Raw genomic sequence first — 13,530 nt, 5'->3', positions numbered from 1 at the left:
CTCGGCTGATCTACTTCGTGACGCCGTTGCAGGTCGCGGGATTCCACAGCCCGAGCTGGTTGTCTCGCGCGTACCGCTCGGCGGCGCGGAATTCGCTCTGATACCTGTAGGGATTTTCGTAGGTGTATTGGTGGCCGAAGCCCTGCGCAACCTGGTCCAGGTTGAACAGCGACCCGTCGACCCATACGTACGCCAGCATTCGGCCATATCGGTCGGTGGTGTCCTGCGACGGGTCGGAGGACACCATCACCTGCTTGCCGATCAGCGTCTGCTTGGCATGGTTCGACGCCTCAATACCGAAGCACTGCACTGGCTTTCGTGGATCACGGGTTTCGGGGGTGTCGACCCCCACCATCCGGATCGTCACCTTCTTGCCGTCCTTGGTGATCGACACCGTGTCGCCGTCTGCCACCGACACCACCGGGAACGGTCCCTCTGCGTCGGCCGGGACCGGGATCGGCGGCACTGCAGCCGGTGACGCCGAACCAAGCGGCACCTCACTGCATGCCACAGCCAGCGGGACCGCCGCCACGACCGCGGCGGCGGCAATCCTGTGCCGCACATCCCTCACGTGATGTACGCCCGAAAACCACTGACTCGCCAGGGAAATCATGCCTGTGCCGCTTGAGAAATGCGGGTGGTGGGGCCGCCGGGCACGTCCGTATCGTCGGACGGCGCCGACCGCCCGAGCGGTCAGGTGACGGAGCGCGATCATGACGGTTCTCCCATCGACAGGAACGGTGCGGGCAGTGGTGGGTGAGACGGGGTGCGAGAGAGGCAGGGCATCCGCGGCGGTGGCCCCGCCGCGGACGGTCGCGTGGGCCAGGGTCCGCGGCTGTGCCGGCTGTAAGCGGCGAAACAGGCGGTGACGGCCTCGGCCACGCCGACGGGGGTGTCCAGGTCGCGGGGTTCGACGCCCCACAGGGTGCAGCACAGCCGCAGCGACGGGATCCGCGTCGGTTCGATTCCGTGAGCGCCGGCGGTGAGGGTTCCGATGTCGGCGGTCCGTGGATGCCACAGGGCCGGCAGTCGCCACCGCTCCAGCAGCGGCATCAGGTAGGCGGCGACCCCGTCCGGATCGCTGCTCGCCAGGGTGGCTCCGATGAGTGCGTGCGCGAGAGTGCGCAGCCGGGAAGGGAATTCACCAGCCTCAGCGTGGGCGTGCTGCGCGACGGCCCGCTCGGAGTAGCGGGCGATGTTCAAGATGGTGGGGTCGGCGAGGATGCGTTCGCTGCAGGTCAGCGGGACCGCCAGGTGCCAGCGCTGCCCGGTGCCCGGGTCGACCGCGGCCAGTTCGGCCACGGTGTGCCGCACGGGATTCGCGCCGGTAGGCGCGAGGGCGACAATCATCATCCGGTGAGTGGATCCGCTGATCGGCACGATGTCCTCATCTGTGTCGTGTTTTCGGTTGTGGGCCAGGGGATTCGGTGACGGGGTTCGGTCGGGGGGTTCACGCGACCTGATCGGGGGTGGGGTGCAGGTGGTCATAGGCGTCGTCGTAGAGCTGTCGCGCGCGTCGGCCCGACACGTGCATCGCCTTCGAGATGTCGGTGGTCCGGCAGCCGCGGCGCACCAGTTCGATGGCGTAGGCCAGTTGGTGTTCCTTGGCGATGCGGATGTGGCCTTCGGCCGGTGGCGCGGTGAGGCCGAGCAGCACCTGCAGCACCGGCATTTCCACCCCGGGAAGCAGCGGGTCGGCCGCGGCGACCTCGGTGGTCATCTCGCTGGGCGCGTCCAGGCTGTCGGCGTCCCAGGCCATGGGCGGGCGGTAGTTGCTGGCGTGGGAGGCGGTCTCCCGGCACGGTCCCGGGGTGCCCTGCAAGTCGTCGAAGAGCACGCACACCAGTGCGGCCTGGTGTCCGTCCAGGCTGCCGCGGGTGTCCGTCGCGGCTGTCAGCGCCGCGACGGTGGTCACGCTGGCGCCCACCTCGGCGGCGATGAGTTCGCACGGCCACCCGGCCGCTGCCAGTGCTTGCAGGCGGCGGGTCAGGCCCACGGCGGTCGGGCGGGGGCGGTGCGCGGCGGAGTCCGCGCGGGAAGGGAGGGGAACCGTGAGGATCCGGGCCGCGATCCAGCGGGGCAGCGCCGGGATGGGTCCGCGGCCGAACTCCGGTTGCCCGCTGCACAGCACTCGCGCCCACGCGGTCGGAATGCGGGCCCGTTCGGCGAGCCTCGTGCGCTCGGTGCCGGCGATGGCGTGGGCGCGGATGTGGCGGCGGACCGGGGCGGCGTCGACCCACTGGGCGTCGAGGCGCTCGGGCGGTTTCACCCCGAGCCGGGGATCCAGGCAGTAGACGCGCAGGGTCTGCAGCAGTGTGGGTGTCTCGGGCATCGGGGGACCTCCTGTTCGACGGTTCGGGTGGGCGAGTCGGCGTGACCGTAGGTGCGGGACCCGACAGTGCGCGGGCCGCGGTGCCCGTCAGCCGGAGAGGCGGGCACGCATCTGCTCGACCTCGTCGATGGCATGGCCCAGCGGTCCGTGGACCCGCAGCAGGGTCGTCTCGAGGGCATAGGTGACGGGTCCGGGCAGGCCGTCGAGGGCGGCGAAGCGGGCCAGACTGCGGGCCAGGACGTCGCCGAGGTCGTCACCGCTGAAGGTCTCGGTGTCGGCGGCGCCGATGGTGAGGTGGACGGTGTAGGCATGGTCCGCGGTGGCGAGGCCGACGGGTTCCTCGTCGTCGGGCAGCAGGATCGCGGCGTTGTTGTTGCTCGCGCACAGCCCGGCGTAGGCCCGGTTATAGGTGGGGGCGTCGGCGGCGGACAGTCCGTGACCGATCCATCCCGCTGAAGTGGATTCCGGTGTCATCGTGGTGCTCCTGGCTGGTGAGGGTTCGGGGTGGTCGGGCGCACGGTGTCGAGCAGGGCCGTCAGGCCGAGCATGTCCAGCAGTTGCTGGGCGTCGTCGACGTCGGCGGATCGACCGCAGACCTGCCGGATGGCGGCCGCGGCGGTGTCGGGATTCAGGGCGAGCTCGCCGTCGGCGCAGGCCCTGCTGGCCGCGGCCTTCTGCTCGCTGAACGTGCCTGAGCGCGAGTTCTTCATCGGTCCTCCGGTCGATGGTCGATGCGGCCGAGACGGTCACGGTCGGTGACCGCGCAGCGGTGGTGGCGTGGGGTGAGCCGCGGCCAGTGACGCCGGTGCGGCGGTGGGGGCTGATGGGGTGTGTTCAGCGGCGGCAGGCCGGCCCGACGAGGTTGTGCCTGCGGAGGCATCAGGCGCTCCCGGCTGGCCGCCAGCGGGTCCTCGACCGGTCCGTCGTCGGCCGGGCTCAGATCGAGGGTCGGCTGCGTGATCTCGGTGGCGGGCACGGACGGTGCGGCAGCGGCGATCTCGCGGGGCACCGCCGCTGCGGCAGGGGTACCTGCCGGTGCCGTGGGGGGTGCGGGCGGTTCGGTGCGTAGCGGCTCGTGATCGACTGCCGAGACCACGAGCCATGCCCGCAGCGGGGCGGTTTCGGTCGGCCGGATCTCGGAGGCGTTCATGACGCGCTCCTCATCTCGTCGGGGTCCTCCGCCTGGGTGCCGGCGCTGTACCTGCGCAGCTTCAACTTGCGGCGCTGTTTGACGGTCTTGCCGCCCCAGATCCCGTATCTCTCGTTGTTGTCCAGCGCGAACTCGAGGCATTCGTCGCGGACGGGGCAGTCACCGCAGATGCGCAGTGCCATGCGGAGGTGTCGGACCTCGCCGCCCTTTTCCGGGTAGAAGGTGTCGGGGTCGGCTTGTGCGCACAAGCCCTCCGCCATCCAGGTCTTAACGGCGGTGATCACTGCCGCGGACGGCAGCAACGACGGCGCGGCGGGGTCCTGGGCGGCGGAGACGCGAGGCGCGGGTTGCGGGGCGGTCATGCGATCACCCCCGGATCGGGCATCAGGATGTGGGTGTCGCTCATGGGGTAGCCCTCCTTCGCGGGAGCGTGCCGGTCGCTGGGCGACGTCAGCACGGGCCGTCCGTTCATGAGCGGACGGTAGGAACCGGACCCGACACGCAGCGCCCTCCAGTTCCCGCCACGCGCGGTCCCGGGACGGCGATCCGCGTGGACGCGCGCGTGGTTGCCGCGCGGGCGGGGCCGATAGGGCGATGTGGTGGCCATGACGAGCACCTCCCTTGGTGCCGGGCGGGCGGAGTGGTCAGCTCCACCCACAGATGGGTTACTTTTACGATAGGGCTTTATGCACTATCGTGCAATGATCCAGTTGGGCCCGCGAGAATCGCGCCCGCGTTCTCCTTGGGAGACACCGGGACGGGGACGTAGCCTCGGAATTCGAGCCTTTCGTGGGCCGCCGACACACCACTGGAGGACCGGATATGGCATCCGATACCGACCCGCACGCCACTCCCGTCGTCGTCGATCTGGCCGGCCGCCGCTCCGCGCGCGATTCCGCCGCAACCACCGAGGAGGCGTTCGTGTGCCCGTGCGGCGGCGAATGGTTCTCCCTCGACGGCCGCGCCGCCGGCCTCGACACCGACGCGGGGGTGGTGGCGCTGCGCGGCAACGGCTCGGTCCGCGCCTACAGCGGCACCCCGCGCTGCCTCGACTGCGGCACTCCCGCCACCTGCTTCCTCTGATCGCGTACACCGGATTCTGGGCTCGACCTGTCACATGGGCCCGAGTCGCCGACCTCTCTCCCGGGACAACCCATCCCCGCTCACATCCCGGGAGCCATCATGCGACGCCTTGCCCACGTCACCCTTCTCGCTGCGACCCTCACTCTCGCCGGCACCGCGCCGGCCTTCGCCGACGGCGCAGGCTCGGCGCTCGTGTTCCGTCACGCCAACGGCGACACCATCACTTTGGCCTATGTCGACGAATCTTCCTGCCACACAGGCCATGCGGAACTGCGCGCACACGGCTACGCACCCACCAACTGCGAACTCGTGGTGGAGGGCAGCGGTGTGTGGTGGATCGGGGCACCGCTGGGCTCGTGGTACCTGGTGTACACGGCCTGACCGCCTCCACATAAGGCCCATTGCCACATGCTGCAATGGGCCTTATGCTTGAAATGGTTGGTTGGATCGTTGTCGAGGAGCCGGCAGCCCACCGGGCTGTGCCGGGCCAGTCACCCCGCGCGCGGGCTCGAACCCCGCCCGGCCCTCGCCAACACACACCCCCGAACATGCCTCGCACGAAGATCGTTTCCGATCGGAGCTTCCCATGACCACCAGTGACCACCCTCCCGCCGAGCAAAGCGACGGCTTCGAGACCCCGCTGGTCATCGTCGACGAGCTCGCCGCGTATCTCAGCGCGTCCGCCGCCCCGCAGAAACCCGGCGGCGAGCACATCTCGGACGGAGCCGGCGAAAGCCTGCGCCAGCGCGTCGGCACCTGGTTTCCGCGGGGCGACGAATAGCCCGGCCGCCCGTGGCCCACATCGCACGACAGCGAAGTAAGGAGGTCCCGATGACGAAGAATCAGCAGCCCGCGATGGAGCGTGCCGATCTGGCGGCATGGCGTCGCCGGGACCAGTTGCGCCGTGGAAACGCCGCCCGCCCGGTCCCGTCGCTGCGCGTGTACCGCCGCAGCGTCAAGAACGTTCGAGCCCGCGACCTGCGTGACGCCTGATCAGCTGGCCAGCCCGACCCGGTAGGGGGCCTGCCCGGCAGGGTCACGGTATTGCGCGAGATGTCGCAGCAGTTCGTCGGTCTGCGGCTCGAAGGTGTCGATGTCGAGGTCCTCGAAGTACCGGATCATCTCCTCGACCAAGCTTGCGGCTCGTTCGGGATCGCGGTGGTGCGCGGCGACGATCGCCAGCCGCCAGATGCCCTCCCGGGCACCGTCTACGAGCAAGCCCTTCTCCGTGACCGCGGCGGCGGCATTCAAGTCGCCGTTCTGGATGTGGCGGGCCGCGAGTTCCTCGATGGCGTCGGAGACGGCGCTGATCATGTCCTGTTGCAGGGCTTCGGCCCATTCGTAACGTTGGGGCGGGGTGTGGCCGAACGGCTGCCCGGTTACCTGGTCCACCGCGGCGCTCAGATACGGGGTCGGGGCGGCGGCAGGGCCGTCGGGCAGCAGGCTGCAGAACACGGCCCAGTCCGACAGCACCTGGGGGTGGAGCCGATAGCGCGCGGTGCCGCTGCGGTCGCCGTGCTTGGGGAAGGCCAGTTCGGTCCCGTCTTCGAGGTAGCCGAGCCATTTGCGTAGCCGCCGGAACGCCGTCTGGCGGCGCTCGGCGGCCTCATCGGGTGTCTTGCCGGTGCTGTGTGGCCACATCAGGGCATCGACCTGCTTGTACAACAGGCCGTCGGGGTGGGTCACCAGCAGTGCGGCCAGTTCGGTGCACACCGCGCCGCGCCCCCGCTCCGGGGCGGCGCCGGACAGCGGGGTCACGGTGGGCTTGCCCAGCAGGTGGATCCAGATGTGCCCGGTGGCGGGCGGCGCGGCGTCGGCCGCGTCGACTATCTGCAGCGGCCGGTCGTCGGCGGCTGCGGTGGCGGCGATGTCGTCGAGGCGGTCGGCGAGGTCGATCGCGGTGTCGACGGCAGCCGCCGCCCCGGGGACGGTGTCGGCGGCGACCGGGGTCGCGGGGGCGGCGGTGGTGGCGAATACGGCCAGAACGTCGTGGTAGTCGTCGGGAGCCAGGACCGCGGGCGCGAAGGTGAACCCGGCGGTGTCGCCCTCGCGCAGGGTCGCGGTGTCGGGGCTCAGGTGCAGGGTCCAGGTCGGCGCGGGATCCTCGACCGGGGAGACGGCCGCGAACGCGATGCGCGGGCGGTGGATCAGGATCTCGTCGAGGCGGTGCCGCTGTGGTTCGGTCAGGGCGGTGGCGCCCAGGACGATCACCGGCGCGGTCATCTCCGAGTCGGTGTAGGTGACGCGGGCCGCGTCGAGCGAGTCGACGCCCTGTTCGGCGAGCGTGGCGGCGTCGGTGCTGGTCTGCGGGGCGAGGCGGGCCAGGACGCTGTCGAGGTCGTCGCTGTAGGTGAGGCGGCCGGTGTCGACGGTGTCGGCGAGTTCGCGGCCGACACCGACCAGGATCAGTTCCAGATGGTCGGCGATCGGTGAGGTCGCCAGGAACAGTGCCAGGGCCCGCAGCGCGCCGAGAGCGGTGCGCTGGTCGCTGCTGTGAATGCCCAGATGCCCGAGCAGTTCCAGATTGATCAGGACCGCGGCGCCGGTCTCGGGTGCCGTACCCAGGTGCGCCAGCGCCGGGTAGGGGCTGACCGCGGTCGTGGGGGCCTGGATCGAGGCGGCGGTCGGCAGCGACCACACGCCGTCGTCGCCGGCGAGCCACGGGGCCGACAAGTCGACGGAATCCAGCAGCGCCAGTTCGAGGGTGTCGGCGCCCAGGAAGACCCCGAGCAGTCGCGGCAGTGGACGGGAGTGGGTGCGGCAGTAGGCGGCGATGTGCCGCAACGCGGTGTCGACTCGTTCGAGCGCGGCTTGGTCGGCGGTGAGGTGCAGGGCGGATTCGGCGGTCGCGGCGGGACCCGACGGCATGGCGATCCGTTCGCCGCGGCGGCGGCGGTGCTGCTGCTGGCGGCGCCGGAACGCGAGCAGGCCCAGCAACGCGGACGCGGCGACCGCGGACACGCCGAGAATGGCGCGGGCCGGGAGCCCTTGATCGGAGTCGTGGTCGGTGACTGGGGTGGCCGTGGGGGCGGCCGCGGTCTCCACCAGGGCGGGGTCGGCGGTGGGGGTCGGGACGGTCGTGGTCGCCGGTGCCGGTGCGGGGTGGCCGGTGGGCGCGGGAGCATGGACCGGTGGGGCCAGTTCGAATCCTTCGGGCAGCGGCGGCAGGTCGGCGGCCCCGGGCGGGGCAGCGGGAACTTCGACTGAGGGCGCCTCCGGCGGAGCCGGGGCGGGAACCTCGACGGGAACCTCGGCCGGAGCAGGTGGTGGGGCGGGCCGGAAGTCGACCGGGGCAGCGGTGACCGGCACTTTCACCTGCTGGCCGGGGTGGATCACGGTGGTGGCCAGCGGGTTGCCGTGCTCGTCGCAGATCTCGGGCCACCGGTTCGGGTCCCCGAGTAGGTACTGGGCGATCATCGACAGGGTGTCGCCGGATTGGACGGTGTAGAGGTCGCCGACCGCGAGCAGGTTCGTCGGCATGCGCAACACGGTGTCGGTCCCCAACTGCTCGGGGACGGCGACCATCCCGGGGTTGGCGGCGGCGATCTCGGGCCAGCGATGCGGGTCGCCGAGGAACACCTCCGACAATGCCCACAGCGTGTCGCCGGCACGGACGCAGTAGTCGACGGTGGTGATCCGCTCGTCGCGCTGCTGGGCGGTCGCCGCGATCGGATCCGGGGCGGGCACGGCCGGTTGCGCCATCGCGGTCGCCGGCGCGAGCAGGACCACCCCGCCGAGCAGGCCGGCGGCCATGCGGCGCGAGACCCGCAGGCCGCGGATGTCGGGCACTGACACACCGCGGATCAGGCCCGTCACCTCGACCGCGACCGACAGAGCGAACCACGCCCAGGCCAGCCAGCCCGCCCAGGTCACCGCCCCCAGGAACAGGCTCGCGTCGGTATCCGGTTGCAGCAGAGCGGTTTTGACGCTGTCGAGGCTCGGCAACGCCGCCGGGAGCGGGTTGCCGCGCAGCAGCCACAACGCGACCGGCACCCCGGCCAGCAAGGTGAGCAGCATCAGCAGGTTGCCGACGCCGACCAGCCGCCGCCTGGTGCCCTTCGCCCATGTGTTCACGTGCCCGCTCCTTCTCGGTCAGTACTGTTTGGTGCAGTCGGTGTTGGGCATCGCGAACTGTTGCGCGATCACCCAGTTCCCCTGCGGCCAGCCCGGATTGATCAGGACGAAGCGACGCAGCCGGGTCTGCGAGGGCAGCGACGCCGGGTCGCGGCCGCTGACCTGCAACCGGGAGCGGTCCTCGCAGACCCGCAGCTCGGCCGAGGCCTGACCGGGGATCGGGGCCTTCTCCTCGTCCTGCGGGGCGATGATCTTGACCGAGGAGGCGGCGGCCGCCCGCAGGGATCCGGTCACCCGGACCTCCGGGGCCCGTAGGTCGGCGAGCTCGCGGCGGAGCTGATCGAGGTAGGGCGCGGTGGCCACCGCCTCCAGTTCTTCGTCGGCGCCGCCGGTGACGACCCTGGTCAGGACCTCGTAGAAGCGGGTGATGGCGGCGGTGGCCTGCTCGGTCGCCTGTTGCTCGGGGCTCTTGAGGACGCCGGGAGGCCCGGTCAGTGCCGCCCCAGCCAGGTTCGGGACGTCCGTGGAATTGCTGGTACAGGCGGCCATGCTCACGACGATCGCGGTGAGCGGCAGCATCAGCGGGATCCGATTCATCGCCTCCACCTCCTTGTTGTCATACCTGCGCGAGAACGATCACGGCCGCCACCAGCAACGCAGGGCCCAGCGGCGGTTGAACGCGATGGCTGCGCGCGCGCAACATCGCCCACACGGTGCCGGGCAGCGCCGCCAGGACGGTCAGTTGGACCAGCCCGAGAATCGCTGCCCCGGAATGGAATCCGACGAGCATGACCAGTGGGGTCGCCAGGAACACGTCGCCGTAGGAGAACAGCCGGCCCAGCCAGCCCAGCAGGGTCAGGACGACGAACGCGACGGCGCCCGCCGACAGTGCCCGGACCGAGGAGCCCGGGTCGGCGAGACCGGCCACCGCCAGCCCGGCGGTGGTCGCGGCCAGCGCGGTGTTGGTCAGCCGGGGCGGCAGTTCCCGAATCCACAGGTCGGTCCAGACCGCGGCGACCACGGGGCCCGTGACCGCCACACAGGTCACGGCGAACACGCTGGGGCCGAACGTGATCCACGCGGCCACCGCCAGCATCGCCGTCAGGGCCGCCGGCACCAGCAGCCACGAGCCGGTCAGGTACCGGCTCTCCCGGTGGGGGCGCGCCGGAGTGGACCGCGGCGCGGCCACGGGGGTCGCCGAGTCAGTCGACAGCGGAATCGTGGTGGGCGGCTGCGGATCTCCGACGGTGGTCAATTGACCCCCAGCACTTGCATCTCCCCCACCCGCACCGTGGTAGTGGCGGTGGGCAACAGCGGGAACGTTCCGCCGACGGTGCCAGACGGACCGGACGCGAACCAGGTCACCAGCCACAAGCTGGTCGCGGAGACGGTGAACACCCCGCCGGGTTCGTGGATGCTGGTCTTGCGCCATCCCGGTGCGAACCGACCGCAGCCGGTGATCGGCGGCAGATCCATGTACACGTCGAGATAGGGCATGTTGTTCACCGTCGGCGCCGGGCACACCACCGGCAGGCCGCCGTCGCCCAGATTCCACGTGATCGCGACGTTGATCGCGGTGGCCGACACGGTCAACGCGCCGACGCTGGCGGTGCGGGTGATCGGGCCGCGGGTGTGCTCGCTCTCGGGTGGCAGGGTCTCGTCCCACAGCCACACCGGCATGCCGATCAGGCCGACGCGGCCGGGGCTGTCCTCGGGCACGATCCCGATGTCGATGCGGCGAATCTGCATGCCGGTCACCAGTTCCTGCGCGACCGTCAACGGGTCGACGACCTCGCGCGGCGTGGCCGGGACACCGGGGCCCGCCAACGGCAACAGGCACGTCTGCGGGTTGCACAGGTAGGGCTGGCCGGAGTTGGACCATTCCGTCCACTCCTGGGTGCCGAGGGTGCTGGGCTGGCCGGTGCCGGCGGTCACGTCGGTGTGCGACGTCGCCGGGCCCGAGCCGGGACTGCCGGGATCGGTGGAGTAGACGGTGATGCCGTAGTCGTCGCCGGGGGTGACGTTGACACCACCCGGCTGGGCGCCTGCGGTGCCGGCCACGACGAGCGCGGCGACCCCGCAGGCGGCGGCGATCCCGGTCCGGTAGACGCGTCTAGCCATCACACACCTCCGCTTGGCGTTGCTGCTTGTAGGTATCGCCCACCACGCGCCAGCCGCTGGCGTCGGGCCACGTCGGGTTCGTGAGGGTCAGCGTGGTACCGGCGCGCGCGGAGCCGCCGCCGCCGGCCGGGGTGCCGTCGGGCAGGTGGGCGGCGCGGCTGGTGGTGTCCAGGCACACCTTCGCGACGGTGGTGGCCGGCGCCGGCGTCAACCGCACCTCGGTGACCTTGCTGTCGACCACCCGGATCTCGCCGGTGATGGTGACGCCCTCGGCGCGGCGTTTGGTGACGTCGGCCTGGACGATGGTGAGCGTGTCCCCGGCGGCGACCTGGTCGGCGGCGGGCAGCGGCATGGTGGGGTCGGCGTCGAGACGCGACAGGGTCTGGAAGTAGCGCTGCACCGCGGCCAGGGTCTGCTCGCGGGCGTCGGTGGTCGGGTCGGTGGTGGTGGTCGCCGCGGCCGTGGACCCGGAGGCGCCGGAGTCGGAGGTGTTCGTCGAGGCTCCGCTGCTGCAGCCGGCCGCCAGGACCGCGGTGGTGGTCACGGCGAGGGTGAGGGTGAGGGCGGTGCGCATCATGTCGTCTCCTTGTCCCGGCCATCGCGGTAGTCGTGGAGGCCGGCCGAGTGCGGAATGGGGGTGGGGCGGTGCCAGTGTCGGTGCCGGGTGGGTCATGGCAACCCCGCAACGCCGTTATTGGTCCTGTTCAACTGGATGATGGCGCGGCCGGTGACGGTTTTGGCGCCGACGCCGATGAATCCGAGGATGTCGGGGGTCCACACGACTTCGGTGATCACGAGCAGAGTGGTGGGTCCGGTGGGGATGACGACGCCGTGCACGTCGGGGTGCAGCGCCAGATACGCCTGCGCGGCGCCCTGGGCGAGAATCGGGTCGGCGACGGCGGCGATGCCGCGCATACCCAGCGGGCGCACCACCTGCTGCCCGGCGGTCCGTGCCGCCTCCTCGGCGACCAGATTCGCGTGCTGGCGGGCGTGCACCAGGTCGGCACCGTCGTTGGCGAGGCCGAGCATGATCACCAGGGCCAGGGCGGTCAGCGGGAACCAGATGACATAGGAGCCGGACCGGCGGGTGGCACGCATCCAGGCCCGCAGGTCAGGGCCGGTAGTGGGGTGAGTGGTCATCGCGCACGCTCCCGATAGGTGTCGGCCGGGCTGACGGCGGTGTGGGTGATGGTCCGGTGTCCGCTGATCCGGGGAATGCCGAGCACGCTCAACTCGATCTCGCAGGTGATGGTCACGCGCACGAACGCGGGAATGCCGGGATCCAGGCTCAGGGAGGCGACATCGGTGTCGATGCGTTTGCTGGTGCACCGCAGCCCCTGGGCGATCATGTCGGCTTCGGCGGCCGTGCGGGCCGCGGGCCCGGCGGCCGTGGCGGCGGGGCGGGCGATGGAGGCCGCGCGGGCGGCTTCGGCGGCCGCGTGCTCGACCTTCTGGTGCGCCAATCCGACATGGCCGGCGACGATGATGACCCCGATGATCAGCAGCACGGCCGGGACGATGATCACGAACTCCACGACGTGGCTGCCGCGGCAACGGGTGGCGCGCATCCACCGCAGCAGCGTGGGACGGTGGCGGAGCGGCGCGTGTGAGCCGGTGGCGGCGGTCATGTCGGCACTCCGGGGGTGGTGATCCGTTCGACCGGGCGGGCCAGATCGATGTGCACGACCGGATGCCAGAACCACACCAGGGTGGGAACGCTGCCGGTGATCGAGACGCGGGCGGTGGACAGGTCGCGGGTGACGATCACCGCCGGGGTTTGCAGCACGCCGGGCCCGGAGGCAGCGATGAAGGCGTAGCCGGCGGCGGTGCCGGTGCCGACGTTGCCGTATTGCGAGGCCGCCTGTTTGAGGCTTTCCTCGCCGGCGCCGATCGCGATGGAGCGTGCGTGGTAGTAGAGGGCGCCTTGGATGCCCATCAGGAGCAGCAGCATCCCCGCGAGCATGAGGATCACCCAGGCGATCACGTTGCCGTCGCGGCGGGTGGCGCGCATCCAGGAGCGCGGTCCGCGGCGGGCGGAGGTCGGGGGCGGGTGCAGGCACATGGGGCACCTCGCCTAGATCCCGGCGTGGGCGACGCCGAGGGCGGTCGCCATCACGATCGTGCTGGCGACCGCCAGCATGCGGGTGGGGTCCGGCAGGCGCCAGAGCCAGGGCAGCGTCGCGAGGCCGGCGACCAGCAGTGTGATGCCCAGCAGGTTCCAAAGAGTGAGGGTGTCCATGCCGGGGTCCTCCTTGTTCCTCGACGCACTCGTGGCTCAGTCACGGTGCAGGGGCGTGTATTTCGGTCACCGGCCGCCTGGGCTGCCGGAGGTGGCGCCGGGACGGCCGTGTCCGTGCCGGTCGTGGTCGCGGTACCGGTTCGCCGCCGTGTTCCCGAGCGGGTCCGCGGGGGCGCAGCCGTGCGCGAGACACATCGCGGCCAGTGCGACCACGACCGTGAAACCGAGAAGTGTTCCCATCATGCCGACGGCTTCCCTTCTGTGAATTCCTGTGCGGTGCAGGGCTATTGGATGCGCTGCAGGTACTCCTGCGCCTTGGCCTGGACGTAGGCGATGATCATGATGGCGATGGTGGCGGCACCGGCGGCGAGGATGACCCAGCCGACGACGTCGCCGCGATGGCGGGTGGTGCGGGTCCAGTCGCTCAGCCGTTGCGGGGCGGTGAGCAACGCGACCGTGCCGAGGGTCACCATGATCGACAGCGAGGCGTTGATCCGTTGTGCGGTAAGGGTGTTCATCTGTCTGCCTTTC

At 71.0% G+C, this 13,530-nt stretch carries 21 protein-coding genes; 4 read left to right on the top strand and 17 right to left on the bottom strand.

All coding sequences use genetic code 11. The annotated features are described in order from the left end of the window. Positions 1-10: 10 nt before the first annotated feature. The 7 genes from ACYQ5L_RS39375 to ACYQ5L_RS39345 all read right to left on the bottom strand — a co-directional run bounded on the left by ACYQ5L_RS39375 (position 11) and on the right by ACYQ5L_RS39345 (position 3,844). Positions 11-613 (bottom strand): thermonuclease family protein, encoded by a 603-nt coding sequence (locus ACYQ5L_RS39375; RefSeq protein ID WP_459963787.1) that lies wholly within the window; start codon positions 611-613, stop codon positions 11-13. Positions 614-711: 98 nt separating this feature from the next. After that, the gene (locus ACYQ5L_RS39370; protein ID WP_459963786.1) at positions 712-1,353 is read right to left on the bottom strand and encodes a hypothetical protein; all 642 of its coding nucleotides are present in this window, start codon (positions 1,351-1,353) and stop codon (positions 712-714) included. 97 nt (positions 1,354-1,450) lie between these two features. Next, the gene (locus ACYQ5L_RS39365; RefSeq protein WP_459963785.1) at positions 1,451-2,332 is read right to left on the bottom strand and encodes a hypothetical protein; all 882 of its coding nucleotides are present in this window, start codon (positions 2,330-2,332) and stop codon (positions 1,451-1,453) included. 87 nt (positions 2,333-2,419) lie between these two features. Further along, entirely contained in the window at positions 2,420-2,806 is a 387-nt protein-coding gene (locus ACYQ5L_RS39360; RefSeq protein ID WP_459963784.1) for a hypothetical protein, read from the bottom strand. Further along, on the bottom strand, positions 2,803-3,042 hold the full coding sequence (locus tag ACYQ5L_RS39355; RefSeq protein WP_459963783.1) for a hypothetical protein: 240 nt from the start codon (positions 3,040-3,042) through the stop codon (positions 2,803-2,805). Before ACYQ5L_RS39355 ends, ACYQ5L_RS39360 begins: the two co-directional genes overlap by 4 nt. Further along, entirely contained in the window at positions 3,039-3,482 is a 444-nt protein-coding gene (locus tag ACYQ5L_RS39350) for a hypothetical protein (protein WP_459963782.1), read from the bottom strand. The genes ACYQ5L_RS39355 and ACYQ5L_RS39350 overlap by 4 nt, the downstream gene beginning before the upstream one ends. After that, entirely contained in the window at positions 3,479-3,844 is a 366-nt protein-coding gene (locus ACYQ5L_RS39345) for a WhiB family transcriptional regulator (RefSeq protein ID WP_459963781.1), read from the bottom strand. The genes ACYQ5L_RS39350 and ACYQ5L_RS39345 overlap by 4 nt, the downstream gene beginning before the upstream one ends. Positions 3,845-4,304: 460 nt before the next feature. On the opposite strand from ACYQ5L_RS39345, the gene ACYQ5L_RS39340 reads away from it, so the two are divergent. From ACYQ5L_RS39340 to ACYQ5L_RS39325, 4 genes are all read left to right on the top strand, one after another. Then, the gene (locus ACYQ5L_RS39340) at positions 4,305-4,565 is read left to right on the top strand and encodes a hypothetical protein (protein ID WP_459963780.1); all 261 of its coding nucleotides are present in this window, start codon (positions 4,305-4,307) and stop codon (positions 4,563-4,565) included. Positions 4,566-4,664: 99 nt separating this feature from the next. Next, positions 4,665-4,946 carry a hypothetical protein gene (locus ACYQ5L_RS39335; RefSeq protein WP_459963778.1) on the top strand — a complete coding sequence of 94 codons (282 nt, stop codon included), beginning with the start codon at positions 4,665-4,667 and terminating at the stop codon, positions 4,944-4,946. A 205-nt stretch (positions 4,947-5,151) separates the two neighbouring features. After that, complete coding sequence (locus ACYQ5L_RS39330; RefSeq protein WP_459963777.1) at positions 5,152-5,346, top strand: hypothetical protein; 195 nt, start codon at positions 5,152-5,154, stop codon at positions 5,344-5,346. 50 nt (positions 5,347-5,396) lie between these two features. Next, a complete protein-coding gene (locus tag ACYQ5L_RS39325; RefSeq protein ID WP_459963776.1) occupies positions 5,397-5,558 on the top strand; it encodes a hypothetical protein in 162 nt (53 codons plus the stop codon). Here the strand turns inward: ACYQ5L_RS39325 and ACYQ5L_RS39320 are convergent, their stop codons facing one another. The 10 genes from ACYQ5L_RS39320 to ACYQ5L_RS39275 all read right to left on the bottom strand — a co-directional run bounded on the left by ACYQ5L_RS39320 (position 5,559) and on the right by ACYQ5L_RS39275 (position 13,517). Next, on the bottom strand, positions 5,559-8,639 hold the full coding sequence (locus ACYQ5L_RS39320) for a LysM peptidoglycan-binding domain-containing protein (protein ID WP_459963775.1): 3,081 nt from the start codon (positions 8,637-8,639) through the stop codon (positions 5,559-5,561). Between the two features lie 18 nt (positions 8,640-8,657). Beyond that, positions 8,658-9,236, bottom strand: coding sequence for a hypothetical protein (locus ACYQ5L_RS39315; RefSeq protein ID WP_459963774.1), 579 nt, complete (start codon positions 9,234-9,236; stop codon positions 8,658-8,660). 19 nt (positions 9,237-9,255) lie between these two features. Beyond that, positions 9,256-9,894, bottom strand: a complete 639-nt coding sequence (locus tag ACYQ5L_RS39310) for a hypothetical protein (protein WP_459963773.1) — start codon at positions 9,892-9,894, stop codon at positions 9,256-9,258. Then, positions 9,891-10,760 carry a hypothetical protein gene (locus ACYQ5L_RS39305; RefSeq protein WP_459963772.1) on the bottom strand — a complete coding sequence of 290 codons (870 nt, stop codon included), beginning with the start codon at positions 10,758-10,760 and terminating at the stop codon, positions 9,891-9,893. Before ACYQ5L_RS39305 ends, ACYQ5L_RS39310 begins: the two co-directional genes overlap by 4 nt. Beyond that, on the bottom strand, positions 10,753-11,337 hold the full coding sequence (locus ACYQ5L_RS39300; RefSeq protein WP_459963771.1) for a hypothetical protein: 585 nt from the start codon (positions 11,335-11,337) through the stop codon (positions 10,753-10,755). The genes ACYQ5L_RS39305 and ACYQ5L_RS39300 overlap by 8 nt, the downstream gene beginning before the upstream one ends. A 92-nt stretch (positions 11,338-11,429) precedes the next feature. Next, the gene (locus ACYQ5L_RS39295; RefSeq protein ID WP_459963770.1) at positions 11,430-11,900 is read right to left on the bottom strand and encodes a TadE/TadG family type IV pilus assembly protein; all 471 of its coding nucleotides are present in this window, start codon (positions 11,898-11,900) and stop codon (positions 11,430-11,432) included. After that, on the bottom strand, positions 11,897-12,388 hold the full coding sequence (locus ACYQ5L_RS39290) for a TadE family protein (protein ID WP_459963769.1): 492 nt from the start codon (positions 12,386-12,388) through the stop codon (positions 11,897-11,899). The genes ACYQ5L_RS39295 and ACYQ5L_RS39290 overlap by 4 nt, the downstream gene beginning before the upstream one ends. After that, positions 12,385-12,822: a hypothetical protein gene (locus ACYQ5L_RS39285; RefSeq protein ID WP_459963768.1), complete on the bottom strand. Its 438-nt coding sequence runs from the start codon at positions 12,820-12,822 to the stop codon at positions 12,385-12,387. Before ACYQ5L_RS39285 ends, ACYQ5L_RS39290 begins: the two co-directional genes overlap by 4 nt. A gap of 12 nt (positions 12,823-12,834) precedes the next feature. Continuing rightward, positions 12,835-12,999 (bottom strand): hypothetical protein, encoded by a 165-nt coding sequence (locus tag ACYQ5L_RS39280; RefSeq protein WP_459963767.1) that lies wholly within the window; start codon positions 12,997-12,999, stop codon positions 12,835-12,837. Between the two features lie 284 nt (positions 13,000-13,283). Continuing rightward, positions 13,284-13,517: a hypothetical protein gene (locus ACYQ5L_RS39275; protein ID WP_459963766.1), complete on the bottom strand. Its 234-nt coding sequence runs from the start codon at positions 13,515-13,517 to the stop codon at positions 13,284-13,286. Positions 13,518-13,530: the final 13 nt, after the last annotated feature.

It is taken from the genome of Nocardia sp. IFM 10818, from assembly GCF_054655275.1.
Note: the sequence above shows the minus strand (reverse complement) of the source record. Positions and strands in the feature narration are given on the sequence as shown.

What these genes read in the sequence shown, in the direction of transcription:
- ACYQ5L_RS39295 (WP_459963770.1), bottom strand. Translation starts at nt 11,900, where the DNA reads ATGACCACTCACCCCACTACCGGCCCTGACCTGCGGGCCTGGATGCGT.
- ACYQ5L_RS39375 (WP_459963787.1), bottom strand. Translation starts at nt 613, where the DNA reads ATGATTTCCCTGGCGAGTCAGTGGTTTTCGGGCGTACATCACGTGAGG.
- ACYQ5L_RS39335 (WP_459963778.1), top strand. Translation starts at nt 4,665, where the DNA reads ATGCGACGCCTTGCCCACGTCACCCTTCTCGCTGCGACCCTCACTCTC.
- ACYQ5L_RS39360 (WP_459963784.1), bottom strand. Translation starts at nt 2,806, where the DNA reads ATGACACCGGAATCCACTTCAGCGGGATGGATCGGTCACGGACTGTCC.
- ACYQ5L_RS39275 (WP_459963766.1), bottom strand. Translation starts at nt 13,517, where the DNA reads ATGAACACCCTTACCGCACAACGGATCAACGCCTCGCTGTCGATCATG.
- ACYQ5L_RS39365 (WP_459963785.1), bottom strand. Translation starts at nt 2,332, where the DNA reads ATGCCCGAGACACCCACACTGCTGCAGACCCTGCGCGTCTACTGCCTG.
- ACYQ5L_RS39350 (WP_459963782.1), bottom strand. Translation starts at nt 3,482, where the DNA reads ATGAACGCCTCCGAGATCCGGCCGACCGAAACCGCCCCGCTGCGGGCA.
- ACYQ5L_RS39330 (WP_459963777.1), top strand. Translation starts at nt 5,152, where the DNA reads ATGACCACCAGTGACCACCCTCCCGCCGAGCAAAGCGACGGCTTCGAG.
- ACYQ5L_RS39370 (WP_459963786.1), bottom strand. Translation starts at nt 1,353, where the DNA reads ATGATGATTGTCGCCCTCGCGCCTACCGGCGCGAATCCCGTGCGGCAC.
- ACYQ5L_RS39290 (WP_459963769.1), bottom strand. Translation starts at nt 12,388, where the DNA reads ATGACCGCCGCCACCGGCTCACACGCGCCGCTCCGCCACCGTCCCACG.
- ACYQ5L_RS39325 (WP_459963776.1), top strand. Translation starts at nt 5,397, where the DNA reads ATGACGAAGAATCAGCAGCCCGCGATGGAGCGTGCCGATCTGGCGGCA.
- ACYQ5L_RS39305 (WP_459963772.1), bottom strand. Translation starts at nt 10,760, where the DNA reads ATGGCTAGACGCGTCTACCGGACCGGGATCGCCGCCGCCTGCGGGGTC.
- ACYQ5L_RS39340 (WP_459963780.1), top strand. Translation starts at nt 4,305, where the DNA reads ATGGCATCCGATACCGACCCGCACGCCACTCCCGTCGTCGTCGATCTG.
- ACYQ5L_RS39280 (WP_459963767.1), bottom strand. Translation starts at nt 12,999, where the DNA reads ATGGACACCCTCACTCTTTGGAACCTGCTGGGCATCACACTGCTGGTC.
- ACYQ5L_RS39285 (WP_459963768.1), bottom strand. Translation starts at nt 12,822, where the DNA reads ATGTGCCTGCACCCGCCCCCGACCTCCGCCCGCCGCGGACCGCGCTCC.
- ACYQ5L_RS39300 (WP_459963771.1), bottom strand. Translation starts at nt 11,337, where the DNA reads ATGATGCGCACCGCCCTCACCCTCACCCTCGCCGTGACCACCACCGCG.
- ACYQ5L_RS39315 (WP_459963774.1), bottom strand. Translation starts at nt 9,236, where the DNA reads ATGAATCGGATCCCGCTGATGCTGCCGCTCACCGCGATCGTCGTGAGC.
- ACYQ5L_RS39355 (WP_459963783.1), bottom strand. Translation starts at nt 3,042, where the DNA reads ATGAAGAACTCGCGCTCAGGCACGTTCAGCGAGCAGAAGGCCGCGGCC.
- ACYQ5L_RS39345 (WP_459963781.1), bottom strand. Translation starts at nt 3,844, where the DNA reads ATGACCGCCCCGCAACCCGCGCCTCGCGTCTCCGCCGCCCAGGACCCC.